At 58.3% G+C, this 24,738-nt stretch carries 26 protein-coding genes and 1 tRNA gene; 18 read left to right on the forward strand and 9 right to left on the reverse strand.

Translation table 11 applies throughout. The features are described from left to right. The first annotated feature begins 6 nt into the window (after positions 1-6). Positions 7-1,026 (forward strand): ketol-acid reductoisomerase, encoded by a 1,020-nt coding sequence (gene ilvC / locus ACTJKV_RS08240; protein ID WP_062440673.1) that lies wholly within the window; start codon positions 7-9, stop codon positions 1,024-1,026. A gap of 381 nt (positions 1,027-1,407) precedes the next feature. On the opposite strand, the gene ACTJKV_RS08245 is transcribed toward ilvC, so the two are convergent. After that, complete coding sequence (locus ACTJKV_RS08245) at positions 1,408-1,860, reverse strand: RbsD/FucU family protein (RefSeq protein WP_062440687.1); 453 nt, start codon at positions 1,858-1,860, stop codon at positions 1,408-1,410. A 240-nt stretch (positions 1,861-2,100) separates the two neighbouring features. Here ACTJKV_RS08245 and ACTJKV_RS08250 point away from each other — a divergent pair, with 240 nt between their 5' ends. From ACTJKV_RS08250 to ACTJKV_RS08275, 6 genes are all read left to right on the forward strand, one after another. Further along, the gene (locus tag ACTJKV_RS08250; RefSeq protein ID WP_062426585.1) at positions 2,101-3,345 is read left to right on the forward strand and encodes an aminotransferase-like domain-containing protein; all 1,245 of its coding nucleotides are present in this window, start codon (positions 2,101-2,103) and stop codon (positions 3,343-3,345) included. 165 nt (positions 3,346-3,510) lie between these two features. Next, on the forward strand, positions 3,511-4,344 hold the full coding sequence (locus ACTJKV_RS08255; protein ID WP_274102231.1) for a PhzF family phenazine biosynthesis protein: 834 nt from the start codon (positions 3,511-3,513) through the stop codon (positions 4,342-4,344). Positions 4,345-4,433: 89 nt separating this feature from the next. Beyond that, entirely contained in the window at positions 4,434-5,420 is a 987-nt protein-coding gene (locus ACTJKV_RS08260; RefSeq protein ID WP_274102232.1) for an ABC transporter substrate-binding protein, read from the forward strand. Between the two features lie 9 nt (positions 5,421-5,429). Then, complete coding sequence (locus ACTJKV_RS08265) at positions 5,430-7,124, forward strand: ABC transporter permease (RefSeq protein ID WP_274102233.1); 1,695 nt, start codon at positions 5,430-5,432, stop codon at positions 7,122-7,124. Beyond that, on the forward strand, positions 7,112-8,140 hold the full coding sequence (locus tag ACTJKV_RS08270) for an ABC transporter ATP-binding protein (RefSeq protein ID WP_274102234.1): 1,029 nt from the start codon (positions 7,112-7,114) through the stop codon (positions 8,138-8,140). Before ACTJKV_RS08265 ends, ACTJKV_RS08270 begins: the two co-directional genes overlap by 13 nt. Positions 8,141-8,201: 61 nt before the next feature. Further along, positions 8,202-9,311 (forward strand): endonuclease/exonuclease/phosphatase family protein, encoded by a 1,110-nt coding sequence (locus ACTJKV_RS08275; protein WP_274102235.1) that lies wholly within the window; start codon positions 8,202-8,204, stop codon positions 9,309-9,311. A 48-nt stretch (positions 9,312-9,359) separates the two neighbouring features. On the opposite strand, the gene ACTJKV_RS08280 is transcribed toward ACTJKV_RS08275, so the two are convergent. After that, positions 9,360-9,917 (reverse strand): DUF4269 domain-containing protein, encoded by a 558-nt coding sequence (locus tag ACTJKV_RS08280; RefSeq protein WP_274102236.1) that lies wholly within the window; start codon positions 9,915-9,917, stop codon positions 9,360-9,362. A gap of 98 nt (positions 9,918-10,015) precedes the next feature. After that, a complete protein-coding gene (locus ACTJKV_RS08285) occupies positions 10,016-10,249 on the reverse strand; it encodes a hypothetical protein (protein WP_130979448.1) in 234 nt (77 codons plus the stop codon). Positions 10,250-10,476: 227 nt separating this feature from the next. Between ACTJKV_RS08285 and ACTJKV_RS08290 the strand changes: the two genes are divergently transcribed. The 4 genes from ACTJKV_RS08290 to ACTJKV_RS08305 all read left to right on the forward strand — a co-directional run bounded on the left by ACTJKV_RS08290 (position 10,477) and on the right by ACTJKV_RS08305 (position 12,704). Then, positions 10,477-10,552 (forward strand) — tRNA-Thr (locus ACTJKV_RS08290). Between the two features lie 330 nt (positions 10,553-10,882). Further along, positions 10,883-11,365: a hypothetical protein gene (locus ACTJKV_RS08295; protein ID WP_274102239.1), complete on the forward strand. Its 483-nt coding sequence runs from the start codon at positions 10,883-10,885 to the stop codon at positions 11,363-11,365. Positions 11,366-11,487: 122 nt separating this feature from the next. Further along, a complete protein-coding gene (locus ACTJKV_RS08300; RefSeq protein ID WP_274102240.1) occupies positions 11,488-11,787 on the forward strand; it encodes a hypothetical protein in 300 nt (99 codons plus the stop codon). Between the two features lie 314 nt (positions 11,788-12,101). Next, the gene (locus ACTJKV_RS08305) at positions 12,102-12,704 is read left to right on the forward strand and encodes a J domain-containing protein (RefSeq protein WP_062426650.1); all 603 of its coding nucleotides are present in this window, start codon (positions 12,102-12,104) and stop codon (positions 12,702-12,704) included. A 105-nt stretch (positions 12,705-12,809) separates the two neighbouring features. Here the strand turns inward: ACTJKV_RS08305 and ACTJKV_RS08310 are convergent, their stop codons facing one another. Both ACTJKV_RS08310 and ACTJKV_RS08315 read right to left on the reverse strand, forming a co-directional pair. Beyond that, positions 12,810-13,361 (reverse strand): DUF922 domain-containing Zn-dependent protease, encoded by a 552-nt coding sequence (locus ACTJKV_RS08310; RefSeq protein ID WP_116492331.1) that lies wholly within the window; start codon positions 13,359-13,361, stop codon positions 12,810-12,812. A gap of 441 nt (positions 13,362-13,802) precedes the next feature. Further along, positions 13,803-14,279: a PRC-barrel domain-containing protein gene (locus ACTJKV_RS08315; protein ID WP_062440716.1), complete on the reverse strand. Its 477-nt coding sequence runs from the start codon at positions 14,277-14,279 to the stop codon at positions 13,803-13,805. A gap of 174 nt (positions 14,280-14,453) precedes the next feature. On the opposite strand from ACTJKV_RS08315, the gene ACTJKV_RS08320 reads away from it, so the two are divergent. The 4 genes from ACTJKV_RS08320 to ACTJKV_RS08335 are packed head-to-tail and all read left to right on the forward strand — an operon-like array spanning position 14,454 to position 16,943. After that, positions 14,454-15,287, forward strand: coding sequence for a nucleoside triphosphate pyrophosphohydrolase family protein (locus ACTJKV_RS08320; RefSeq protein ID WP_274102242.1), 834 nt, complete (start codon positions 14,454-14,456; stop codon positions 15,285-15,287). Then, positions 15,287-15,679, forward strand: coding sequence for a hypothetical protein (locus tag ACTJKV_RS08325; RefSeq protein WP_274102244.1), 393 nt, complete (start codon positions 15,287-15,289; stop codon positions 15,677-15,679). The genes ACTJKV_RS08320 and ACTJKV_RS08325 overlap by 1 nt, the downstream gene beginning before the upstream one ends. Continuing rightward, a complete protein-coding gene (locus ACTJKV_RS08330) occupies positions 15,679-16,281 on the forward strand; it encodes a hypothetical protein (protein WP_274102246.1) in 603 nt (200 codons plus the stop codon). The genes ACTJKV_RS08325 and ACTJKV_RS08330 overlap by 1 nt, the downstream gene beginning before the upstream one ends. Beyond that, positions 16,278-16,943: a uracil-DNA glycosylase gene (locus tag ACTJKV_RS08335; RefSeq protein WP_274102247.1), complete on the forward strand. Its 666-nt coding sequence runs from the start codon at positions 16,278-16,280 to the stop codon at positions 16,941-16,943. Before ACTJKV_RS08330 ends, ACTJKV_RS08335 begins: the two co-directional genes overlap by 4 nt. A 27-nt stretch (positions 16,944-16,970) precedes the next feature. On the opposite strand, the gene ACTJKV_RS08340 is transcribed toward ACTJKV_RS08335, so the two are convergent. Both ACTJKV_RS08340 and uvrB read right to left on the reverse strand, forming a co-directional pair. Further along, on the reverse strand, positions 16,971-17,921 hold the full coding sequence (locus ACTJKV_RS08340) for an alpha/beta hydrolase (RefSeq protein WP_274102248.1): 951 nt from the start codon (positions 17,919-17,921) through the stop codon (positions 16,971-16,973). 82 nt (positions 17,922-18,003) lie between these two features. After that, complete coding sequence (gene uvrB, locus ACTJKV_RS08345; protein WP_440598592.1) at positions 18,004-20,994, reverse strand: excinuclease ABC subunit UvrB; 2,991 nt, start codon at positions 20,992-20,994, stop codon at positions 18,004-18,006. 296 nt (positions 20,995-21,290) lie between these two features. Between uvrB and ACTJKV_RS08350 the strand changes: the two genes are divergently transcribed. From ACTJKV_RS08350 to ACTJKV_RS08360, 3 genes are read left to right on the forward strand one after another with little or no spacing between them, the layout of a single operon-like run. Beyond that, positions 21,291-21,539 carry a type II toxin-antitoxin system Phd/YefM family antitoxin gene (locus ACTJKV_RS08350; RefSeq protein WP_112360163.1) on the forward strand — a complete coding sequence of 83 codons (249 nt, stop codon included), beginning with the start codon at positions 21,291-21,293 and terminating at the stop codon, positions 21,537-21,539. After that, complete coding sequence (locus tag ACTJKV_RS08355) at positions 21,529-21,810, forward strand: type II toxin-antitoxin system RelE family toxin (RefSeq protein ID WP_113227187.1); 282 nt, start codon at positions 21,529-21,531, stop codon at positions 21,808-21,810. The genes ACTJKV_RS08350 and ACTJKV_RS08355 overlap by 11 nt, the downstream gene beginning before the upstream one ends. Positions 21,811-21,814: 4 nt before the next feature. Beyond that, positions 21,815-22,279, forward strand: coding sequence for an N-acetyltransferase family protein (locus ACTJKV_RS08360; protein WP_440598593.1), 465 nt, complete (start codon positions 21,815-21,817; stop codon positions 22,277-22,279). Positions 22,280-22,312: 33 nt separating this feature from the next. Here the strand turns inward: ACTJKV_RS08360 and ACTJKV_RS08365 are convergent, their stop codons facing one another. After that, a complete protein-coding gene (locus ACTJKV_RS08365; RefSeq protein ID WP_440598594.1) occupies positions 22,313-23,761 on the reverse strand; it encodes a PepSY-associated TM helix domain-containing protein in 1,449 nt (482 codons plus the stop codon). 192 nt (positions 23,762-23,953) lie between these two features. Then, entirely contained in the window at positions 23,954-24,358 is a 405-nt protein-coding gene (locus ACTJKV_RS08370; protein WP_440598595.1) for a DUF2946 family protein, read from the reverse strand. Positions 24,359-24,738: the final 380 nt, after the last annotated feature.

Below are 24,738 nucleotides of genomic sequence, written 5' to 3' on the forward strand. Positions count from 1 at the left end.
CAAGAAATGCGCGTTTATTACGATCGTGATGCCGATCTCAATCTCATCAAGGCGAAGAATGTCGCCATCGTCGGTTACGGTTCGCAGGGCCGCGCGCATGCGCTGAACCTGAAGGACAGCGGCTCCAACAACGTCGTCATCGCTTTGAAGGCCGGTTCGCCGACCATCAAGAAGGCAGAAGCCGACGGCTTCAAGGTCATGACCGTTGCCGAAGCTGCCAAGTGGGCCGACCTGTTGATGATGGCAACGCCTGACGAACTGCAGGCCGACATCTACAAGGCCGAGATTGCCGGCAACATCCGCGACGGTGCTGCGATTGCTTTTGCCCACGGCCTCAACGTTCACTTCGGCCTCATCGAGCCTAAGGCTTCGGTAGACGTCGTCATGATCGCACCGAAGGGCCCAGGCCATACGGTTCGCGGCGAATACCAGAAGGGCGGCGGCGTTCCTTGCCTCGTTGCCGTTCACCAGAACGCCTCCGGCAACGCTCTTGAAGTTGCACTCTCCTACGCCTGTGGCGTTGGCGGCGGCCGCTCCGGCATCATCGAAACCAACTTCAAGGAAGAGTGCGAAACCGACCTCTTCGGCGAACAGGTCGTTCTGTGTGGCGGTCTCGTCGAGCTGATCCGCGCCGGTTTCGAAACGCTGGTTGAAGGCGGCTACGCGCCTGAAATGGCCTACTTCGAGTGCTTGCACGAAGTGAAGCTGATCGTCGACCTGATCTATGAAGGCGGTATCGCCAACATGAACTACTCGATCTCCAACACGGCCGAGTGGGGCGAATACGTCACCGGTCCGCGCATCATCACTGCCGAAACCAAGGCTGAAATGAAGCGCGTTCTGCACGACATCCAGACCGGCAAGTTCACCTCCGACTGGATGCAGGAATACCGTTCGGGTGCTGCCCGCTTCAAGGGTATCCGCCGCATGAACGACGTTCACCAGATCGAAGAAGTCGGCGCGAAGCTGCGCGGCATGATGCCCTGGATCGGCAAGAACAAGCTGGTCGACAAGGCTGTAAACTAAGACGGTTTGGAGCCTGCGCTGTCAGGCCAAGCACACGGAAAATGCGAGGGCGCGGAGGGAAACTTCCGCGCCCTTTTTCTTGCTGATATCAGAGAAAGCTGGTTCCATGTGCGGGAATTGGGAAGGGCGATATCATGCATGAACACGACGCATCATTCTCTGTGGCTGATCAGGACGGCATGCGAAAGCTGGAAGGGGGGGACGCCTGTTGGCGTCAATCTGGATGACACATCCCACCTGTTGTCCAGTAAAGCCAATAGAAAAAGGCTGCGCGAGTCCATCGCGCAACTCGAGAACGGTGATCTGATTGAGCGAGAACCGCCCTAGGCCTAATGGTTCGCTAAGCCGGAATTTTCAGTGCACGCTGCGCTCGCGGTCAAATCATGCCGCTGGATAAATCACGCCTTTGGTCAGAATGAAGCAGCCGTAGAAGCGAAGCTCACCCGTGGTGATGACACAATAAGCGTCCTTGGCCTTTTCGTAGAACGCAAAGCGCTCAATGCCGTACATCGGTGCCGACTTGCCTTCGGCAGCGTCGATCTCAGCCTGGACTTCACGCTGGACCGGTTCGATCTGATCCGGTGCGCCCATGACTTCCATGCGGCCGACGGAGGGCTGCAGCGGCGTGTCGAGCGGGAAGACCGAGAGGATCGCCTTGATCGCCTGGGCGGAGGTGAGGTTTTCCATACGCAGCACCTGGCCGACGGCGGTGTGCTGGGCAATGCTGTCGGATGGGAAGTTGGTGTCGGTCACGACGAGCGTGTCGGCGTGGCCCATGGCGCGCAGCGCGTGCAGCACATCGGCGTTCAGCGCAGGGTGGATATTCTTGAGCATTTCGTCTCCTCCGGACAGCAAATCAATCGGTGCGCAATCCATCCTTAAATTTGCCGCCCGTCAATCCATTGCCGAGCAGATTGTGAAGTCGTCGAAGAGATTGTATGGGAAGTCCGCAACTTGGGAGAGGACGCAAAAAATCTGATAAACCGTACCGAAAACTGATAAGTCAGTATTGCTGACCTATCGATGTTTTTGTACATGTTTGCGTCATAAAACGAAATATGAGGAAACAGACCCATGCTCGATTGGGAACAAATCTTCGCCACCCGCTCGTCGCGGATGAAAGCGTCCGAAATCCGGGAGCTTCTCAAGCTTCTGGACCAACCGGACATCATTTCCTTTGCGGGGGGTATTCCCGATCCGGCGCTGTTTCCCGATGCGGAATTCAAGGAAGCCTATGCGGACATCTTCTCCGGCCCCCAGGTCAATTCAGCGCTCCAGTATTCGGTGAGCGAAGGCTACAAGCCGCTGCGCGAATGGATCGTCAAGGACATGGCGAAGATCGGCATTGAATGCTCGGTCGATAACGTCTTCATCACGTCCGGTTCGCAGCAGGCGCTGGATTATCTCGGCAAGCTGTTCCTGTCGCCGAACGATACCGCACTCGTCACATGGCCGACCTATCTCGGCGCGCTGTCTGCCTTCAACGCCTATGAGCCGAACTACGACCAGCTCAACCCGGGCGGCAATCGCACGCCTGAGACCTATCGCGACAACGCGACCAAGGCCGGTGGTTCGGTCAAGTTCGCCTATCTCTCTGCCGACTTTTCAAACCCGACGGGTGAGACGGTCGATCTGGCAGGTCGCAAGAAACTGCTGGAACTCGCCGATGAGCTCGATATCGCGGTCATCGAAGATGGTGCCTATCAGAACCTGCGTTTCGACGGTCAGCCGGTGACGCCGATCATGGCGCTGGACATCGAGCGCAATGGCGGCATCGAAAAGACCCGTACCATCTATTCCGGCAGCTTCTCCAAGACGCTGGCGCCGGGCCTTCGCGTCGGCTTCGTCGTCGCCGCAATGCCGGTCATCCGTAAGCTGGTTCTGATGAAACAGGCTGCAGACCTGCATTCCTCCACCATCAACCAGATGGCGATCGAGCATGTCGCATCCCGCGGTTTCGACGGTCAGGTTGCCAAGATCAAGGCTGCCTATAGCGCGCGTCGCGATGCCATGCTGGCCGCGCTCGACAAATACATGCCGAAGACGGCACGCTGGACGAAGCCGGAAGGCGGCATGTTCGTCTGGGTGACGTTGCCGGAAGGTCTCGACGGTGCGGAGCTTCTGGCGCAATCGCTTTCCAGCGAGCGCGTGGCCTTCGTTCCAGGCAAGGCCTTCTTTGCCGATGGTTCGGGCAGCAACACGCTGCGCATCAGCTTCTCCTGCGCCAATGAGCAGATGATCGATGAAGGCATCAAGCGCCTCGGCCGCCTGATCGCCAATGCCGAGACCACGACCAGAGCGACGATGCCGATCGTGTGAGGTGAGGGAAGGGCGCTGTCCCTTCTCACCATGACAAACTGATGCTGGCCGACGTTGAAAGCGGCCAGCATTCGAAGTGAGCCTTCGCTCCGTTGTCTTAAGGATCTTTGCGCCGGTGCCACGCATCGCGCAACACGTCCGCTTTCCATGTGAAGGATATGCGCCATGGCCAGAACCTACCCCTTCCATCAGGTCGATGTCTTTTCTGCCAAGCCCCTGAAGGGCAATCCGCTTGCCGTGGTCTGCGATGCCGACGACTGGTCGGATGAGGAGATGGCGGCTTTCGCCAACTGGACCAATCTCAGCGAGACGACCTTTCTGATGAAGCCGACGGTTGAGGGTGCGGACTACCGTGTGCGGATTTTTACGCCGGTGGGCGAGTTGCCCTTTGCCGGTCATCCCACACTCGGCACCTGCCATGTCTATCGCTCGCATTCCGGGCAGACCGGCAAAGATGAGATCGTCCAGCAATGTGAGGCAGGTCTGATCAAGATTAGGATCACCGGCGAAAGGCTTGCTTTTGCGGCTCCGCCGTTGCGGAAGTTCGGCGCGGTCGATCCAGTATCTATTTCGCAGGTCGCAGCGGCACTGGGGCTCTCGCCAGAGGTGATCCTCGATGCAAGCTGGACGGATAATGGTCCGGGTTGGGTGTCGCTGCTTCTCAGGAGCCGCGCCGATGTTCTTGCCATCAAGCCGAATTTTTCTGCAATCGGTGGCTTCAAAGTCGGTGTCGTCGCGCGCTGCAAAGCGGAAGACGGGATCGATGCGGACTTCGAAGTGCGAGCCTTCTTTGAAGGTGGCGAAGATCCGGTGACCGGTAGTCTCAATGCTGGCCTTGCGCAGTGGCTGATCGGCGCTGGTGTGGCGCCTGATCGCTATATCGCCAGCCAAGGGACTGCTCTTGGTCGGGCAGGGCGCGTCAGCGTCGACAAGATCGGCGACGACATCTGGGTCGGCGGGCAGGTGACGACTTTGATCGAAGGAAAGGTTACGCTTTAACCGCGAATTTGACAGTCAAATCCTGTCTGTCACATACATGTTATGCAGGTGTGTTTTAGCGGTCCCAGCTTCAAACAGGGACCGCACTCATGAAAACGCTTCTTTCAGCCTTCACTGCCGTCGTGTCGCTCGGTCTTCTCATGGGCAGCGCAAATGCTGCCGATCTGGTGCTCTACACCAGCCAGCCCAATGAGGATGCCCAGGCGACCGTAGATGGCTTCAAGGCCGCCAATCCCGGTATCGATGTCGAATGGGTGCGCGACGGAACGCCGAAGATCATGGCGAAGCTGATGGCCGAGATCGAGGCGGGCAATCCGGTTGCCGACGTTCTGCTGATCGCCGATACCGTGACGCTGGAACGCATGAAGCAGGCCGGACAGTTGATGGCCTACAAGTCGCCGGAAGCGGCCCATTACGACGCTACGCTGTTCGATGCGGATGGCTATTATTACTCCACGAAGCTCATCACCACCGGCATCATGTATAACACGCAGGCTGCGATGAAGCCGACGAGCTGGAAGGATCTGGAGAAGCCGGAAGCCAAGGGCCTCGTGACCATGCCGAGCCCGCTGACCTCCGGTGCGGCCCTGATCCATGCACAGACGCTGGCGGCCGTGCCAGGCCTTGGCTGGGATTACTACAAGGCGCTGAAGGACAATGGCGCGATTGCTGCCGGTGGTAACGGCGCGGTTCTGAAATCCGTCGCTTCCGGCGAGAAGGCTTACGGCGTCGTCGTCGACTACATGCCGATCCGTGAAAAAGCCAAGGGCGCGCCGATCGAGTTTGTCTTCCCGAGCGAAGGTGTGTCTGCCGTGACCGAGCCGGTCGGCATCCTTGCCCACACCAAGCATGCGGATGCGGCCAAGAAGTTCGTTGACTATGTGCTTTCCACCAAGGGACAGGAAGGCTTCGTCAAGCTCGGCTATATTCCTGCGCGCAACGATGTCGCTCTGCCAGCCGGCTTCCCCGCTCGCGACCAGATCAAGGTGCTGCCGCTGAACCCGGCAGAAGCGCTGAAGAATTCCGAAAAGGATCTCAAGACCTTCTCCGATATCTTCGGCGGCTCCAAGGGCTGATCCTTCTCTATGCCAGCTTTTTCAACTCATGGAAGCAGCCAGCCACGCTGGCTGTTTCCTTTTGTCGTCACAGTCGTCTTTGTGCTCAGCGCCTTGCCACTGGGGCGACTGGCCTATACCGGCATCATATCGTCACTGAAAGGTGACATTTGGCCGTTGCTGAGCGATCCGGCTTTGTGGCAGGCCGTGGTCAACACCCTCTCCACCTCGTTTTTCGGCATGCTGATCTCGCTTGCGATTGGCGGCGGTTTTGCGCTGGCGCTGACGCTTTGCAATATTCGCGGCAAGTCTCTGCTGAGCTTCCTCTTCATGCTGCCGATGATGATCCCGCCACAGGTGACGGCGCTCTCCTGGATCGGCATGACCGGGCCTTCCAGCACGCTGTTGAAGGCAATCGGTCTGGCGCCGCCGCTCGGCTCTGCTCAGCCGCTCTATTCGATCTTCGGCATTTCGCTTCTTCTTGGCGTCCAGCACGCGCCGCTCGTCTATCTCTCGTTGCGGTCCGGGTTGCTGGCGTTGCCGCAGGATGGGATCGAGGCGGCGAAGCTCTCGGGTGCATCCTCCTGGCGGGTGCTCAAGGACATCATCCTGCCGCTCTCCATGCCGGGTCTGATTGCCGGTGCCGCGATCGCCTTTGTCTCGGGGGTCGGCAACTTCGGCATATCCGCCATTCTCGGCATACCGGCCTCCATCTTCACCCTGCCGACGCTGATCTACAGCCGCTTCTCCAGTTTCGGCAGCAGCACCTTTGGCGATATCGCCATGCTGTCCGGCATGATCGCGATCATCTCGGTTCTCGGCCTCGCAATCCAGGAACGGGCAATGAAGGGGCGTGATTATCGCATCATCGGGCTTTCCGGCAAGGCGGCCACCTTCCAGCTTGGGACATGGCGTCTGATCGTCGAGGCCCTTCTGTGGCTCTCCATCCTCATCATTCTCGTCGCGCCTTTGACGGCGCTCGTCGCAAGCTCACTTGCTCCGGCCTACGGTGTGCCGCTGACGCTGAACACGGCGACGATCCATGCGTATGAGGAAATCCTGTTTCGGCAGGCCGTGACCCGCACGGCCTTCATCAATTCGCTTTTTCTGGCGACAGTCACCTCCTTGTGTCTCCTGCTGGTGACTGTGCTGACGGCCTATTTCCTTGTGCGTGGCAAAAGCCGGTTCATGTTCCTGCTGTCAGCGTTGGTGGATATTCCCTACGCGCTGCCGGGCGTGGTCATTTCCGTGTCCTATGTGTTGCTGTTCGCGGCCCCGATCCCGCTTGTCGGCATCACGCTTTACGGCACGCTGTGGATCATTCTGCTGGCCTACTTCTCCTCCTTCTTCGCCGTGAGCCTGAAGCCGATGGTCAGTGCTTTCACCCAGTTCGACCCGGTGCTGGAAGAGGCGGCAAGGCTTTCGGGGGCCGGTTTCTGGAGGCGGATGAAGGACATCATCCTGCCGCTCGTCGGCCCCGCTGCGGGCGCCTCCGTCATTCTGGTCTTTCTGATTGCCTGCAATGAATTGACCGTCTCCGCGCTGCTCTGGTCGGCGGGTACGCAGACCCTCGGCGTGGTGATCTATAATCTCGATGATAGCGGCAGTTTCGATCTCGCCTCGGCACTCTCGGTGCTGGTGGTGGCGATGGTGATTGTGCTGATGCTGCTGCTCGAACTGCTCGGCCGCAAGCTGCCGAAGGGAGTTGTGCCTTGGCGAAACTGATCCTCAACCGTTTGTCGAAAAGCTTTGGCGGCGGCAAGCCTGCGGTCAATGATGTGTCGATGACGATCCGCGAAGGCGGCTTTCTGGCACTGCTTGGTCCTTCCGGCTGCGGCAAGACGACAGTGCTGCGGATGATCGCAGGCTTCGAGCAGCCGAGCGACGGGGCGATCCTTCTGGGTGAGCGGGTGCTGGCGGATGCCGGCAGCATGGTGCCGCCGGAGCGCCGCAACATGGCGATGGTCTTCCAGTCCTACGCATTATGGCCGCATATGACGGTGGCGGAAAATACCGGCTATCCGCTGAAGGTGCGTGGCATTTCCGGTGAGCGTTACCGCCGCAAGGTGATGGATGCGCTTGCAACCGTGCGGCTCGACGCTTACGCCGAGCGTCGCCCATCGGAGCTTTCGGGCGGGCAGCGTCAGCGCGTCGCGCTTGCGCGCTGCCTTGTGACCGAGCCCGACGTTGTGCTTCTCGACGAGCCGCTTGCCAATCTCGACCGGCATCTTCGCCAGGAGATGGAAGAGACATTTCGCGAGTTCCACGCCACCTCCGGTGCGACAATGGTCTATGTGACGCATGATCAGGCCGAAGCCATGGCGCTTGCGACAGATGTTGCAGTGATGTCGGAAGGCAGGCTGTTGCAGATGGCGCCACCGGCGGCGCTCTATGCAAGACCTGAGGGACGGCTCGTCGGCTCGCTGGTGGGCCAGGGCGCCATTGTCTCGCTCAAGCTCCCGGAAGCTGCGCCGCGGGCGCTGGATTGGGAGATGCTGAAAACAGCCATGCAGGCTGAAGAGGGAATATCTCCGGCAAGTGACATTCTTGTCCGCCCCCAGGACGTGCTCCAGGACGCCGAGGGTATCACCTGCCGGGTGAGCAGCATTTTGTATGAGGGCGAGCGTTACGCGCTGCGCCTCACCTTGCCGGATGGGCAGGCACTGCGTGCCTATTCCCGGGAGCCTGCGGCACTAGGGGCGATCTATCCCGTCGCCATCCGCTCGGCCTGGCGATTATAAACTGGGTCACTTGGCTTCCAGTCAGAAGCGACTAAGTTGGGCATTCATTCGGGAATGATTCATGTCGCTGCGGCTTGCCACTTTCAATATCGAGAACCTGATGACCCGGTTCGATTTCACCGGGTTTCGCAACCAGACCCGTCGCGATCGTGCCATGCAGCTTTTCGATGTGCGCGACGAGGCGACCTATAATGCGCTGGAAAGTGCGCGCATGCTGGCCTCTACCGATGACACGCGCCAGCTTTCGGCGCTCGCCATTGCCGATGCGGATGCCGACATCCTTTGCCTGCAGGAAGTCGATAACATGGCGGCCTTGCAGGCCTTCGAATATGGCTATCTCTACCGCATGGTCGGCAATGGCTACCGCCACAAATATCTGGTGGAAGGCAATGACAGCCGTGGCATCGATGTGGCTGTGGTCATGCGTGACGAGACCTTGGATGGCGAGAAGATCGAGCTTGTCGATATTCGCAGCCATGCAGCACTCACCTATCGCAATCTCGACCTGTTCAACGACGAACTGGTGCTGACCAATGCCATTGATGACAAGATCTTCAAGCGCGACTGCCTGGAGCTTGAGCTTAAGATCGGCGGCAAGCCTTTCTCTCTCTTCGTCACCCACCTGAAATCCATGAGCAATGCCCGCGAATCCACCGATGCGCGGCTTGGGACCATGCCGATCCGTGAGGCGGAAGTGCGCGCGATCCGTCGCATCATCGAGAACCGCTTCGGTCTGGATCAGGTGCGGCACAGCGATTTCGCCATCTGCGGGGACATGAACGATTATCAGGAGCGGGTCGTCATCGCCGGCAACCGCCGGACCGGCCACAGCTTCAGGCCGGTGACGGAGGCGCGTAGTGCGCTAGATCTCCTGACCAGGGATGGCTTTGCCATCAACCCGATGCAGCGCCGCGATGTGATGGATCGCTGGACGCTGTATCACTCCAGAGGGCCGCAGGAGCAGCATCTTTGCCAGCTGGACTACATCCTACTGTCGCAAAGCCTAGCCGAGCGCAATGCGGCACGCGTGCCGGAAATCATTCGCGGCGGGCAGCCTTACCGCACCGTCTTCCCGCCAGGGCAGGAGGTGGAGCGCTATCCACGCACCGGCTGGGATCGGCCGAAGGCATCGGACCATTGCCCGCTGGTGATGACGCTGGATTTGGGATGAGGCGACCCGCAGGCGTTCGCCTTTGAATATTCAGCGAGCGGTAAAGGTCTAGTCGTCTGAAACACAGCTGCCTGGGCCGAAGCCTAAGCGAGCAAGTTTCTCGCGAAGCGCATCGTCCGTTGCGGTTTCAAGAGACAACAGCCCTGTATAGGGATCGCCGGATTGTTTCAGGGCCGACCAGAAAGCCGGTTCAGTCTTCATACCCTGTTGCCGCAAACGCTTGATCGCCTCTTTGAAATCCTGACCGCCGATGGCAAGAAGCCGTCTTTCGATCTCGAAGTGGCGCCAGCCATTTTGGAGCGCAACCGGCTGCGGGCTTGCGAAGATCTCGAAGTCCCAGCCATGCGCATGAAACGTTACGATGATCGGCCGGTCTTTGGATATCCACTGCCATATCCGCAGGTCGCTCGTCGTGCCGTATGCGTTCTGAACATCCGTCAAAAACGCGCTGGGGTCCGGCGCATGGCAGAGAATGTCGATATCGCTCTTCTCTGTCTCGACGCCAAGAGGCGGCGTCCCGGCGACCCTGGGGTCATAGGCTCTCAAGGCTTTCAGGACGCCAAGTTGTTGAAGGGCGATTTCGAAATGAGGTCGCGTGATCTGCATCATCCCCGCAGCGAACATAACGGCTTATGGATGTTCGGGCCAAACCCGATCATCGGGACGTCGAGGTTGCAGCCCGTGACGAGCGAGCGTAAGGCGCTTTACACGCCTTCGAACTTCACCGTCACGCCGCGCTGGCGGAAATAGGCCTGCATCAACTTCCGCCCGGAGCGGTTGTTGTGCGAAAGCTTGGATGCGTCGAAGGTCGCCTCCTTCAAGCCCGCGTGCTTCAGCGCCGCCTTCAGGTTGGCGATGTGCAGATCGATGTCGGCATTGTCTGCGCGCAGCGATTCGTAAATGCGATCTGTCGCGTCCGCTACCGTCAATTCGCTCATCGTCATGCTCCTGTTCGTTCCGGCTGATGCTCAGCCTCAGTGCGGTTGTCAGAGCCACACTTTTTCCAGCAGCGCAAGCTTTTTGCCTGGCGAACCGGTGGAGGCTCTTTTGGGTGAGAAGGTTGGTCTGGCCTCATCTATCAAACAGATCGCCTCCCTTTTTGGCCGGACGGACAAATTTCTTCTTTACATAGAGGGGGAATCTGATAATTCGGCGGCACTGGCTTGCCCTTGTAGCTCAGTTGGTAGAGCACCTGATTTGTAATCAGGGGGTCGCGGGTTCGAACCCTGCCGGGGGCACCAGTAAAATCAAAGGCTTGGAGCCGTTTCTTCCCTGAAATATGTCGCATTGTGTTGTAAAGCTGTTCTCAACGTTTGCGGGGCGTTGGCGTCTGCCCGAGGCTGTTGCACGCAACATGGACTGCGACATGCAATAGGAAAATGGATCAGCCTGCATTCATTTGCTGTCGTGCGCGCTCGGGATAGGTACGTTGCAGAGCCACTATTACGGCATCGATAAGAGCATCGCTTGCTTCGATACTTCGGCCTCGCTCACGCCCATCGCCCAGGCGAGGGATCCTTTCATTGTCTCTTCATATGCCCTATCGTCACTCATCTCATGAGGGCTGAGTGATGGGCGAATTTCTGGTTTTTCTTGCGGGTTTGCCAAGCATTGCATTGAGCGCGATTTTCGGCGCCCTCTTTGGACTGGTTGGTGGTCTGCTCGGTGTGATTCTGAAGCGATGGGGGTTTACGAATGCGTGGAGGTACGCGGCTGGGATTGCGGTTGCGGTTTCTGTCCCCCTGACAAGCAATCTGATCAAACCCGCGATACAGGACGCCGCTTTAAACGATGGCCTGCCGAAAAAGCTTGACGATTTCACCATCCACGAGGCGACGAAAGTCATACCTGGTGGTGTCGAGTACCGCTTCAGATTGGTGGGTGCCATCCCGCCAGACTTCAAAGTCTCCGCAGTTAAGCAGAATAACCTGCAAGGGCTTTGCCAGATTTGGAAACCGGATTTAGACGCGGGCCGAGCAACCAATATTATATATTCTTACACATGGGACGGTGGCGCCGATGCCTATTCCGTTGTTCCAGGCGATTGCAAATAAGCGACAGAACCCGAGCCAGAAAGCCATATCCGGCTGACTCGGCATTTTCTCGCACGCCTCTGGCCGGATGTTTCAATCGCAGGCATAGAATAGGCCTCGCTGTCGTCGCCTGGAGGAAGAGAATGTTCGAAGCCGCTTTCGTGATCGTTTGGGGGCTGATTTACCTGGCCTGCTGGCTGCTGCCTTTTCATCTGTCCAAGCGTATCGCGATGCACCCTTATGCGGGATGGCTCCGTTTCCTCGTGATTCTCCTATGTTCGGTGCTGGCGATCGCCATCTGTTTTGTCAGCACCATCACCGTATTCGCGTACCAGATTGCGCCCGCCGGGACCTTTATGGAAACGCTGTTCGTCGGGATCGGGCTTTCTATCTGGGCGACCATGCGAGGCAAAAAGCGCGTGCCTGCCAGTGTTTTCGAATGAGCGTATGCAATTTGGCCCATCAGACTTCATCCTTGCGTCGCCGTTCCCGTTGCCCCTGATTTCTTTATTGCCGGGCTTTCCACAATTTTGTCCCTCCTTCGCCTATCATGGTCACGCGCAGGACAAATTTGCGGGTAATTGGCTTCGGCGCGCCGTTTCAGTTGCTGCGCGCTCTTCCGTGGTTTGGCGTTTTACGTTCAAAACCGTAGGCGAGGGGTGCCGTGGCTGGTGAAAATTGCGTATGATCCCGCCAGCCCTTATGCGTGGTCTCACCCGCAAAGGCGGATTTCGGTAATGCGAGTACAGGTGTTTCGGTGATCGATCCTTATGTTTTGCTGGGTGTTGAGCGCGAGGCCGATGAGGCTGCGATCAAGGCTGCCTATCGCAAGGCGGCGAAGAATGCCCATCCGGACAGCGGCGGGGATGCCGACCAGTTTGCCAAGCTGCAACTGGCCTATGATCTGTTGAAGGACCCGGTGCGCCGCAAGGTGTTCGACGATACCGGCTATGATCCGCAACTGGCCGATCCGAAGGATCTGAAGGGCCTGTTGATGCTGGAAACGCTGGTCAATGAGTTCATTCTCGATGAGCGCGAGCCGGGCAGTTTCGATCCGGTCGCGGCCATGCGGCGCAAGCTGACCGACGATATTCTCAAAAGCCGCTTCCATATTCTCGAGCTTGAGCGCCATCGCACCCGCGTGCGCAAGCACATGGACCGGCTTGGCATGAAGCCGGAAACGGATGTGCTTGGCTCCATGCTGCGCGCACGCAGCCAGTCGCTTGCCGAAGCGATCCGCAATGCCGAGCATCAGATCGAGGTCATCGAACAGGCCTATACGATGCTGGAAGGCTATTCCTATGAGCTGGAACGGGCTATCTTGGCCGAGCCTGTGCTGAAGGGCGAGGCGGCGGAGTAACGTCGTTCGCCCAAGCGCAGTGGTGCAATTCCCCGCCACGTGGATGCCTGCGGTCTGCGATTCATATTGAGATGTGAAACATGACCGGCCTACGCCGGACGCTCCTCAGGGACCGTTGACCAGTGCGAGAATGAGCTGATGCACCGCGCCGCCATTGGTGAGTTCGACCTTGTCGAAATCCCGCCCGCGCTGGCGCTGCTCGTCTGAAAGCTCCTTCAGACGCTGCTGTAAGACGGCGCGCACCTTCTGGCACTTCGGGTCGTCTTCCGCCCGCAGGCCGACGCTATAGGCCTCGATCTTCTTCACCATGTCGAGAATATGCTCGCCATGCACGCGTTCGTGCTTTTCCACGCCGGCAATGAAGCGCTGCCAGCTGGCCGCAACATCCGCCGGCAGTTTCGCCGGCGCCTTGGGCCATGTGTAGATGATCGTCAGGTTGGGTCGCGCGGTCGCCAGGATGCAGGCGCCATTCGGCTGCGGGCGGTAATCGCGCCGCCAAGTCAGCTTGAAGGTAGTATGGGCAACGGCCTGGACACCGGCCTGTGGCCCACGCTCGCCGATGGATCGATAGAGCTCGATGCCGGAACTGCCGGATATGGCATACGTCTTGATCTGTTCGGAGGGTTGCCAGTTCGCGGCTTGAGCTTGCGCCGCCATGGGTATCAGAGATGCCAGGAAAAAGCCCGCAAGGGCGGCGAGGGGGCGGAAACTGGGCAAGCGGAGAGTCCTGTTGATGATGCGGGGGACGATAAGCGAAGTGATGGTGAGCGGGCAAGCGGCTTGCGGATGCGCGTGATGCTAAAGCGCCGTGCGCCGTATTGGAGGCACCACGGACGCTTGATCTTTTGAACCGGCTCATTGTGTTTTCCGAAAATCGAGTCCGATTTTCGGGCCGATGCTGTACGTGGTTTGCCCGTGCACACCGCGTGTGACTCTCGAGACGATCTCCCTCCACGGAACCCCGAGACAACCGATATGCGGCAATGCATGGGAAGCGATCATCTCTCCACACTCGAGGCCTCAACCGCGCATAAAAAAGGCCCCTGCGCTTAGAGCACAGGGGCCGTTGATCGATCGCCCGAGGGCGCGTGCGATCAATCAATCGTCGAGCTTGTCGTAGTCCAGCTTCGGCGCGTTCTGCAGCGCTTCCTTGGTGGTGTCGACGTGAGCCTTCCACGTGCCATTGTCGTTGTTGATGGCAACGGAGGTCGGGTCGAGAACAACATAGCTCTCATTGATGCCGAGGAAGCCGCCAACGCTGGCAACGATACCGATGACGGCCTTGCCGTCGCCGATGACAACGTCTTCGATCTCGCCGATCTCTTCGTTCTGGGCATTGTAGATGTTCATGCCTTCGAGCTGATCAGCGGTCAGGTCGGTCTTCTGCACGTTGACAAACTTCAACGGGCCAGCTGGCTTCGTACCCATGGTAAAGCCTGGACCAGACATCATCGCATCAGCGCCGGCAGCGGCTGGTGCAGTTGCAGCCGGAGCGGCAGGTGCAGCAGTCTGGGCGAAAGCGACGGAGGAGGTCAGAGCTGCAACGGCAGCGAGTGCGAAAACCTTGTTTTTCATGAATGTTTCTTCCCTTTTGTATGCTGAACATTTTGTTCGGGGGAAGAACGGGTGGGGGCAGAATTGGTTCCAGCGCATGTTGCAAACTCATAGGTTTTATTTTTATCTTCGTACTCAACCCTGGGGTAGACAGCATTCAGCTTAGTGATAGAATACCGATCACTGGGGGGCGCTATGGACATTAAAACTTACCAAGATGAAGCCGCGAAGACTAACGTTACGAAGCATCCTCTGATATCTTTGCTTGGTCTGGCCGGTGAAGTCGGTGGACTGTATTCCGTTGTCAAGAAAAAACTTAGAGATAAGCCGTCACAGACTCAATTTCGAAACGAATTGGCTGAAGAGATTGGCGATCTACTGTGGTACCTGGCTGCAGTAGCTACCCATTACAACATTAATCTCGCTGAAGTTGCTGAGCAAAATTTGGTGAAAGCTAATGGATTCTTCGGTGGAAGCGAATCCCCTTTTTTTGATGAGCGGTATCCTGAGGCGGAGAGATTTCCTGATCGAATGAGGGTGGAGTTTTCTCTTGATCAGGAAGGCCGTGCTTCGATGTTTTATAACGGCATTCAACTCGGCGATTCTCTTTCTGATAATTCTCACGACGAAGACAAATACCGTTTCCACGACGCATTTCACTTGGCGTTCCTAGCGCATCTACATTGGTCTCCCGTCATTCGGAGACTTCTAAAAAAGAAGAGAAAGTCTGTTCCTTTGGTGGATGAGAATGAGGACGGTGCGCGAGCTGCTATTGTTGAAGAGGCTGTTGCAGCTCTCGTATTTGCTCACGCTGAGGAGGCAGAGTTTTTTCCAACGGTAGAATCGGTGCCATTGCGGTTGGTGACGCTAATCCAAAAGATAACATCAAAATTCGAAGTCAAAAATTGTTCTGCTTCGTCGTGGCGACAAGCGATACATGAAGGCGCACAAGCTTTTAAGAGGCTTGGGGAGAACGGCGGAGGTGTGATCGAGGTCGACCTCAATATGTCGCTGATGGAGGTAGAGTAATGGTCGCGTATGTTGTGAATGAACCTGTGACCGATCACGAGATCGATCTGCTAGCATCGGCTTCTGCTGGTGTAGTGGAGATAAGAAGGTGGCCGTCTAACGACATTTCATTGCCTGCTGATGCGTCTCTAGGAATACTCATCATTCGTGAAACAAGCGTTGTTGAGGAGGAAAGACGGGTTATTTCCTGTGTAGCTGCAGGCATAAGATTGGTCTGTGTTTATCTTGATGAGGTACTCGAGCCGGCGGAGATCGTGAAAAAATATTGTTCAGCGAACTGTTCACTCGGCGGAACAGGGTTTGCGGACGCCCTGAAGGGCGACGATAGTGTTCAAGTGGATCACAACGATCAGCCACTACCAAAAACCAACCGAAAGCATCATAACTGCTGATGAAAATCTATCGATACGTGATCGACCACGATATGGGCTTCTCGCCCAATCCGTTCTATGGCGTTTGCACGCTGGCCAACTGCAAACCCGTTATAAGGCGGGTAGCGAAAACAGGCGATTTTATCTTGGGTTTTGGTTCCGCGAATTCAGCTGTTTCAGGAAAGCTCATCTACTGGATGCTGGTCGAAGAGACGACCAATTTTGATCACTATTGGAAAGATCCAAGGTTCCAACGGAAGAAGCCTGTTGTGAACGGAAGTCTCATCAAGTTTTATGGTGATAATATCTATCACAGGGATGACCATGGTGCGATAGTTCAAGAATGGTCGTTCCATAGCCTCCCAGACGGTCGTCCTAATCCGAGAAACATAAAACGTGATACGGGTAGCACTTCACGTATACTTGTCGGCTCGGATTTCGGGTATTATGGGCGTGCTGCAATAACCGTTCCGGAAGAGATTTCGCCCGTTATCGCGAGAGGGCGAGGACACCGCACCAAGCTCAGAGGATGCTCGCCTGAGGACGTTGCACATTGGCTGCTACATTCTACGGAGCGAGGCTTTTGTGGCGAGCCACTAGGATGGAGCAGGATTTCTGCGTGACAAAGATTCTCAATTTTGTGGACCGGCTGGCTGGCACTGGATTGCCGGATTGTTTCAACCCATACTGCGATAAGTGCGAGGTGTTTGACCGGGAGAACGCGCCATCTATAAGGACGAAAAATCTTCTAACAATATTTGACGCTCTCAAGGATAAGCCTAGTGTCGATTTGTGGGTAGGGCGGGATCTCGGTTACAGAGGTGGCAGGCGAACCGGTCTGGCGCTAACAGACGAATACAGTTTAGATTTGTACGCGGTGCATCTTGGCTTGCCCCAGCTTCAAAGAGCCACAAGTGGGCCGCCAGTGAAAGAGAGAACTGCCGCCAACATTTTCGAAATTTTGTCGGTGCTGGCCCGTCCAATCCTGACTTGGAACGTGTTCCCCTTTCATCCTCACCGCTCAGACAATGTTTTTAGTAATCGCCAACACTCCGCGTCTGAAGCCAAGTTGGGCTTCTCCTTCCTACAAGAATTAGTCGAGATATTTCCTGTTAACCGAATTGTCGCAATCGGGAATGATGCAGCTCGGTGGACGACTCAGTTGCGAGGAGAGCATCTCCAAGTACGACACCCGAGCTACGGCGGCCAGACCGAGTTCCAGACGAAGATGCGTCGAGTGTACGGCATAGGGGTCCCACTTGAGCGTCAACCTACACTATTTTGAGCTATGAACCCTAATTTCGCTACCGTCTCACTTCCACTCCCCATCCACAAACTTCAACGCATCGACAATCGACACCTTCCACAACGACCAAACGTGATCGCCATCGGTAATCCGCAATTCCGATTTGCGGTTGTCGGCCTGTAGCGTTTCGTGCAGGGCAACCGCGCCGCGCCAGAGGTAGAAGCCGTCGTCGTCTCCGACGGTCAGGTAGGTGGCGGGGAGGTCCTGGGATTCGGCGATGTGTTGGGCGACGAGGGTGAAGACGTTTTTTTCGTTGAAGAGCCTTGCGTCGAAAGGTGTGCCGAAGGCGCCGGAGAAGTGGTCACCGGTCGAGGGCAGGACGATGCCGCTGGTGATGGTGGCGCGATCGACGCGGTGGAAGAAGGCGCTGTCCTGGATGAGTTTCAACTCTGCCGGGGTCTTGTCGAGATCGGAGGCGGGGACGTTCTGCCAGATGGCGCCCGACAGGCTGGCGACTGCGGCGTAAAGATCTTCGTGCGCATAAGCCAGATGCAGCGCGCCGAAGCCGCCCATGGAGAGGCCCGCAATGGCGCGGCCTTGCCCATCCTTGCGCACCGGCAGCGTCTTTTCGACATGGACACGCAGATCGCCGGTGATGGCGGTCTCGTAATCGCCGGGGCCATCGACGGCGGCGGAATTCACGTACCAGCTGTTCTTCACGCCCGGCATGACCACGACCAGCGGGCGAATGGTGCCGGCGGCGATCATGCCGTCCAGCGTCTTTTCGATATTGCCGAGATCGCGCCAGCTGTTCTGGTCGCCATCATGGCCGTGCAGCAGATAGAGCACCGGCCAGCCATTTTCTGGCGGTTCGCCATCCGGGCGATAGATGTTCACCGGGAGATCGGCGTTCAGCGCATTGCTGTGAAACGTGGCGCCAGTCAGCGTGCCGGCGAGGGCGGGTGAGGCGAAGCAGGCGAGAGCCAGGGCCGAAAGAGCAAGGTGGTGCAGCCGCATGGCGCTTCTCCCTCCGTTTCATTGCGCGCAACGGGAATGCCGTCGCGCGCTTGAAAGTTCCCGCGTTCTGTCTGTGCGTGGGCTATTGCCCCGGTCTGCCTGTCTTGCCCTTGGTGCGGCCCTTGCGCTTTTGCTCGCCGGGGTCTTCATAGGAGCCGACGCCGACCTTGCCGCGTTTGAGCGGGCGTGGATCGTCCTTGTCGCCCGTTGCGCGTTCCGGCTGACCTTCCAGAAGCGGCGAAAAGCGCTTGCCGGATTCGGTTGTCGGTTTTTCCGGCGCCACGCCGCGGACGGGTTTTTCCGTGCGGCCGACGGTCATTTCATCCAGCGTGTTCTTGCGGAACAGCGGCTTCACCATGTCTGTGCCCGGGCCCATGTCGTCCAGCGACGGTTTGGCGAAAAGGGATTTTTCCGGTGTGCTCGGGTTGTCCCCCTCTGTGCTGCCGGACATCTGCCCCTCAACAGGGGAGATCGACCCGCGGTTGGCACTCGATCCAGTTTTTCTGGACCTGCCTCCGCCCTCTTGTGATCGTGCTTCGTCTTTCGCGATCGGATCATCCATGGCGGCGAGTTCGGCGGCTTTGAGGCGCTTGATTTCGTCGCGCAGGCGAGCGGCCTTCTCGAAGTCGAGATCGGCTGCGGCATCGCGCATCTGTTTTTCCATGGCGTTGAGATGCGCCTGGAGATTGTTGCCGACGAGGTGGCCGCCATCCGCAAAGCCCTTGCCGGAAACGCCGGAAATATCGGCCCTTACGTGGTCGCGTTCATAAACTGAATCAAGAATGTCGGAGATCTTGGCCTTGACCGATTCCGGCGTTATGCCGTGTTCTTCGTTATAGGCCATCTGCTTTTCACGACGGCGGCTGGTTTCTTCCATCGCGCGCTTCATCGAACCGGTGATGTTGTCCGCGTAGAGGATGACCTTGCCATCGACGTTACGCGCGGCGCGACCGATCGTCTGGACGAGCGAGGTTTCGGAACGCAGGAAGCCTTCCTTGTCCGCGTCCAGAATGGCAACGAAGGCGCATTCTGGAATGTCCAGACCTTCGCGCAGCAGGTTGATGCCCACCAGCACGTCGAAGGCGCCGAGACGCAGGTCGCGGATGATCTCGATACGCTCGAGCGTGTCGATGTCCGAGTGCATGTAGCGCACACGAACGCCCTGTTCGTGCAGATATTCGGTCAGGTCTTCCGCCATGCGCTTGGTCAGCACGGTGCAAAGCGTGCGGTAGCCCTTGGCGGCGGTCTCGCGGATTTCGCCGAGAACGTCGTCCACCTGCGTGCGTGCGGAGCGCACTTCCACCGGCGGATCGATAAGACCCGTCGGGCGGATGACCTGTTCGGCGAAGACGCCGCCGGATTGTTCCAGCTCCCAGCCGCCGGGCGTGGCGGAGACGGAGACCGTCTGCGGGCGCATGGCGTCCCACTCCTCGAAGCGCAGCGGGCGGTTGTCCATGCAGGAGGGCAGGCGGAAACCATATTCGGCCAGCGTCGCCTTGCGGCGGAAGTCGCCCCGATACATGCCGCCGATCTGCGGAATGGTGACGTGGGATTCGTCGATGAAGATCAGCGCATTGTCCGGGATATATTCGAACAGGGTTGGCGGCGGCTCGCCGGGGGTGCGGCCCGTCAGGTAGCGCGAATAGTTTTCGATGCCATTGCAGGAGCCGGTGGCTTCCAGCATTTCGATATCGTAGCGGGTGCGCTGTTCCAGGCGCTGCGCCTCCAAAAGACGGCCCGCCTTTTCCAACTCGGCCAGACGATGCTTCAGCTCTTCCTTGATGGACTTGATTGCGCCGTTCAGCGTCGGGCGCGGGGTCACATAGTGCGAGTTGGCGTAGATCTTGACCGATTGCAGATCGCCGGTCTTCTGGCCGGTCAGCGGATCGAATTCGGTGATGCTCTCGATCTCGTCTCCCCACATGGAAATGCGCCAGGCGGCGTCTTCCAAGTGGGCGGGGAAAAGCTCGATCGTATCGCCGCGCACGCGGAAGGAGCCGCGCTGGAAATCCATGTCGCGCCGCTTATATTGCTGTGCCACGAGATCGGCCAGCAGCTGGCGCTGGTCCAGCTTGTCGCCCACCTGCATCTGGAAGGTCATAGCGGTGTAGGTTTCCACCGAGCCGATACCGTAAATGCAGGAGACGGAGGCGACGATGATACAGTCGTCTCGTTCCAGAATCGCGCGGGTGGCGGCGTGGCGCATCCGGTCGATCTGCTCGTTGATCGAGGATTCCTTCTCGATATAGGTGTCGGAGCGCGGCACATAGGCTTCCGGCTGGTAGTAGTCGTAATAGGAGACGAAATACTCGACCGCGTTGTTGGGGAAGAAATTCTTGAACTCGGAATAGAGCTGGGCGGCCAGTGTCTTGTTCGGCGCCAGGATGACCGCCGGGCGCTGCGTCGCCTCGATGACCTTGGCCATGGTGAAGGTCTTGCCCGAGCCGGTGACGCCGAGCAGAACCTGAGAGCGGTCGCCGGAATTGATGCCCTCCACCAGATCGGCAATTGCTGTCGGCTGGTCACCGGAGGGCTTGTACTCCGTGACCATTTCGATGGCGATGCCGCCTTCGGATTTCGGCGGGCGGACAGGACGGTGCGGCGTCCACAGCTTGCCATCCTTGAACAGCGGATTGCCGCTTTCAATCAGCTTGGAGAGCGCATCCACCGTGGCCGTGACCGCACCGGGCGCCAGCGACTTGGCGTCTTCCAGCGAGACATCCATTCCGGCCACCGGGTTGAGGCCAGCGGCGGCGCGCGTCTTCGGATCGGACGAGCCGCCGATGGAAACGCCGCGCGAGGTCTTGGACGCCGTCGGCATCTTGCTTGCCTTGGCGGCAGCCTTTTCCGCTTCCTTGCGCGCTTCGATCTCGATCTTCTTGCGGTGCTTGCCCGCCTTGGAAGCGACTTCGCGCTGGGTTTCCACAGAGGTCGCTTCGGCTTCCGCTTCCAGCTGCTTCACCCAATCGGCAACAGAGCCGGAGAGGGGAGCGCCTTCGAAGGATGCCTGGGGCATCTCTTCAAAACCATTGGAGCGGGAGCTTTCGGAGGATTTTTTCGGTGATCTGGCCATGGGCAGAATATGGAGCGCTTAAACCTCAAAAGGAAGAGGTGCGCGTGAAAAAATGAGTACAAAAAGGCAACGTGTTTGGGTCACTGGTTCCGCGCGATTGAAGGTGGCGAAGGGCTTCGCTCCTTGGCCGTTGAGCGCTGTCGCCGGTCTGTCTTGAAGGATGCTGCAGATTGGTCGCTCCGCATCCAATCTGCTTGCGCGCGGTCAGCACACCATTGCTCTTTTTGGCATTAGGTGCTTGAAAGACCTGTTGTGGGTGCTATTGTAAGCACTCTCAAAAGGTTTGGAGATGTCGTATGGCACATGTTGTTTTGGCTGAAATGACGGCCAGCGTATCGGAGCTGAAAAAAAACCCTATGGGAACGGTCGCAGCTGGCGAGGGGGCCGCCGTCGCCATCTTGAACCGCAACGAGCCGGCTTTCTATTGCGTACCTGCCAAGGTCTACGAGGCCATGATGGAACGGCTTGACGACATCGAGCTCAATAGGCTCGCCGATGCCCGGACGGACGACAAGGTTATCAGGGTCAAGCTCAGTGAGCTATGAACTCGGCTTCGTAGAGGCCGCTCTGAAGGAATGGCGAAAGCTCGACAGCAATACGCGCGAGCATTTCAAGAAGAAACTGGCCGAACGATTGGAAAACCCGCGCGTCCCTTCCGCGAAGCTTTCAGGACATCAGGATCGTTACAAGATCAAACTGCGTGGTGCCGGATACAGGCTGGTCTATGAAGTGAGAGACAAAGAGGTTCTGGTTCTTGTCGTTGCTGTCGGGCGGCGGGATCGCGGTCAAGTCTATAAGCTTGCAGAAAAGAGGTAGTGCCATGATCACCCGTCCCGCAACGATAGATGATGCCGAAGGAATGGCGGCGGTGCAGAACGAGATTTTTGCGGCTGGGCTGCGCAAGACGCCGACGGATGTCGAGACGGTCACGAACACCTATATTTCAGACCCCGACCGGATCGCCTGTACGGTCGCCGTCGATGAGGACGGGCGCATTCTCGGCTTCCAGTCGCTGAAGCTCGCCACCGCTGCCGGCAATCCATACGGCGTGGCAGAAGGCTGGGGCATTATCGGCACGCATGTCAGCCCGTTCGCGGCGCGAAAGGGTGCTGGTAAGGCGCTGTTCAGGGCAACGCTTCAGGCTGCTGAGGCCTTCGGTCTGAAGGATATCGACGCCAGTATTGGCGCCGATAATGATATGGGGCAGGCCTATTACGAAGCCATCGGTTTTCGCACCTATCGCACGACGGACGATCGTGTCTGCAAGGCCTATCGGCTCGGATGACGCTTATCTGTCGTCACTCGAGCCAGAATCGGTTCAGGATGTTGCGGCGGCTTTTCTTCGCTGTCCGAGCTTCTGCACCGCGAGATCCAGGAGAAGCATGACGATCAGGCTCGCGCCGACCAGCGGAAAGATGATCCCGCCCGCTGCGAGCATAGCGGCAAGCCCGTAAAGTGTGCCTTTGCTTTGCGGCATCGGTGGAACACCGAGCGAGCCCTTGGGGCGGCGCTTCCACCACATGACACCGCCGGACACGGCGAGTAGGATGATGGCGAGGCAGGCGAGCGCCAGCACGATCTGGTTCGCAAAGCCGAATTGCTGACCCATATGCACGTTGATGCCCCATTCCAGCCCGCGACCGAGCGGACCGTAATCTGCGTAGCGCATGTCGATCAGTGGTTTGCCGGTATATTGATCCAGATGAATGACCCGCTGTTTGGAAAGATCGTCCGGGTAAACCGATCCGCTATAGACGCCCTCCGGCTTCGTCGGAAGCGCCACGGCATAACCGGCTGCGAGGCCGAGTTCATCGAAGCGCGCGACGGCGTTGTCGATGCCGATGGGGGCTGGCATCTGGTTGGCGGGCTCGTGGTTCATGGCCGCGTGGTCCATGGGCATGGCGGGCGAGGGCTCCATGTGCTGACCATGATCGTGCCCTTCGGAGGTCGGTATCTTTGCCTGCTCCAGCGACCATGAGGTTTTCAACACATCGTCGAGCCTATTTCCCGACATTGGCACATCGACACGCACGCCTGCCGGATAACCGAAATTGCTGCCATTGGCCCATTCATTGACCTTCGCGCCCCAGACGCCGGACCACGGCATGCCGGTGATAGCGAGGAAGACGATGAAGGCGCCGACGAAAATGCCGGTGACCGCGTGCATATCCCGCCAGAAGACCCGCTTCTTCGGCGTGCCGCGAACCGACACCACGCCGCCGGTCTGGTTGCGCGGCCACCAGAGATAGATGCCGGTGGCGACCAGCAGGATCGACCAGCCAGCGGCGATCTCGATCAGGTAGCGGGCATAGGTACCGAAATATTTGAGGCTGTGGAGGGTGCGGATCGTCCACATGACGGTGCCGCGATCCGGCAGGGAGCCGAGGACTTCTCCCGTGTAGCCATTCACATAGACAGCGCGCTTGCCCTGAGGCGTGCTGACGGTGACCTCTGTCGACGCACCGGGATCGGCCGGTTTGGTGAGTTTGACGGCGGTGCCGGGTACAGCCGCCACAGCGTTGGCAATGATCGTGGAGGGTAGGGCAGCGGTGGCGTTCTCCACCACGGTCACCCGCTTCAGGTTGGCATGGATGGCGTTATCCAACTCATCCTTGAAGAGGTAAAGCCCGCCGGTGATGGCAAGCGTGATCATGAATGGCAGGACGAAGAGACCGGCGTAAAAATGCCAGCGCCAGACGGCGCGATAGAGATTGAGCGATGACGGCGCGCTTACGCGCTCACCCAGGGAGGTGGTGCTGATGGACATTATTGGCTCCGCAAACGGTGCAGGCAGTCGCATCTATCCTGTCGGCGACGTACCCGCTGGAGATTTCAACACAGAGGTCGGATCGCAAAATCGCCGTGAGCATTTGAGGCAATTTCAGCGCGATACGCCCGTAGCCAGCAAGGAGGCTGATTGTGCTCCGTGCCTTCCCCTGTTCGGGAGAAGCGCGCCGGATCATGCGTGAGACAAGGAGGGAGGCCCGCGCGGCTGCTGCTCGCGCGTCGGCGGCGCAGCGATCTTGTTCTCAGTCCAGCGCCACAAGGTGACGTGAACATGCGGAACGATGCGCCCGGCAATCTCGGTCGGGCTTGCGAGCAAGGCGGTGAAGGATGTGGAGGCAAGGCGGCAGAGTGTGCCGCAGCAGCTATTGGCGAGCTTCTCCGCAGGCGATTGCTTCTGCGTACCGGCATCCGGCAAATGAGCGGCACAGATAATGTCATCGGCCGCAAGGACCGTGGCCGCCATGCTGCCATGGGCAACGCCATTCGCAAGGCCTTGCAGCAGAAAAAGCAGCAGGGCCAGCACTGCGACAGCGCTAGCCGAACTGCGATCCTGCATGATCCTGCGAATAAGCTTCATGGCAAATGCAGTGGCACAGTTTCGCCACGATGTCACTGCGACAAAGGCGGCAGGGGAATACGTGTCTCAGGCCTCGTGCGGACGGGTTAATGTCGGCTAGCCACGCCAAATCCGTCAGACATCAAGCGCCCCTTGGCTTCCTTACGATTATATGTAGGGGCGGAAACATGACACAGGTTTAGTCTGAAGTTCGCGATCGATTGCGCTCGCATATCGATCAGGTGATGGAATGAGATCACTCTGTTTGACTGCTGCGACGCATCTTTGGGTATCACCATCCCGGCAGAGGCGAAGCAGCTCGCGAGACTTGCCGCTCTCTGACAGACGTTTGTAAGTGATCCGGCCGCTGGTTACATCGATGTAGATGGGATCGGGTTGTG

The organism is Agrobacterium sp. 22117 (genome assembly GCF_052045735.1).
GTDB lineage: Bacteria > Pseudomonadota > Alphaproteobacteria > Rhizobiales > Rhizobiaceae > Agrobacterium > Agrobacterium cavarae.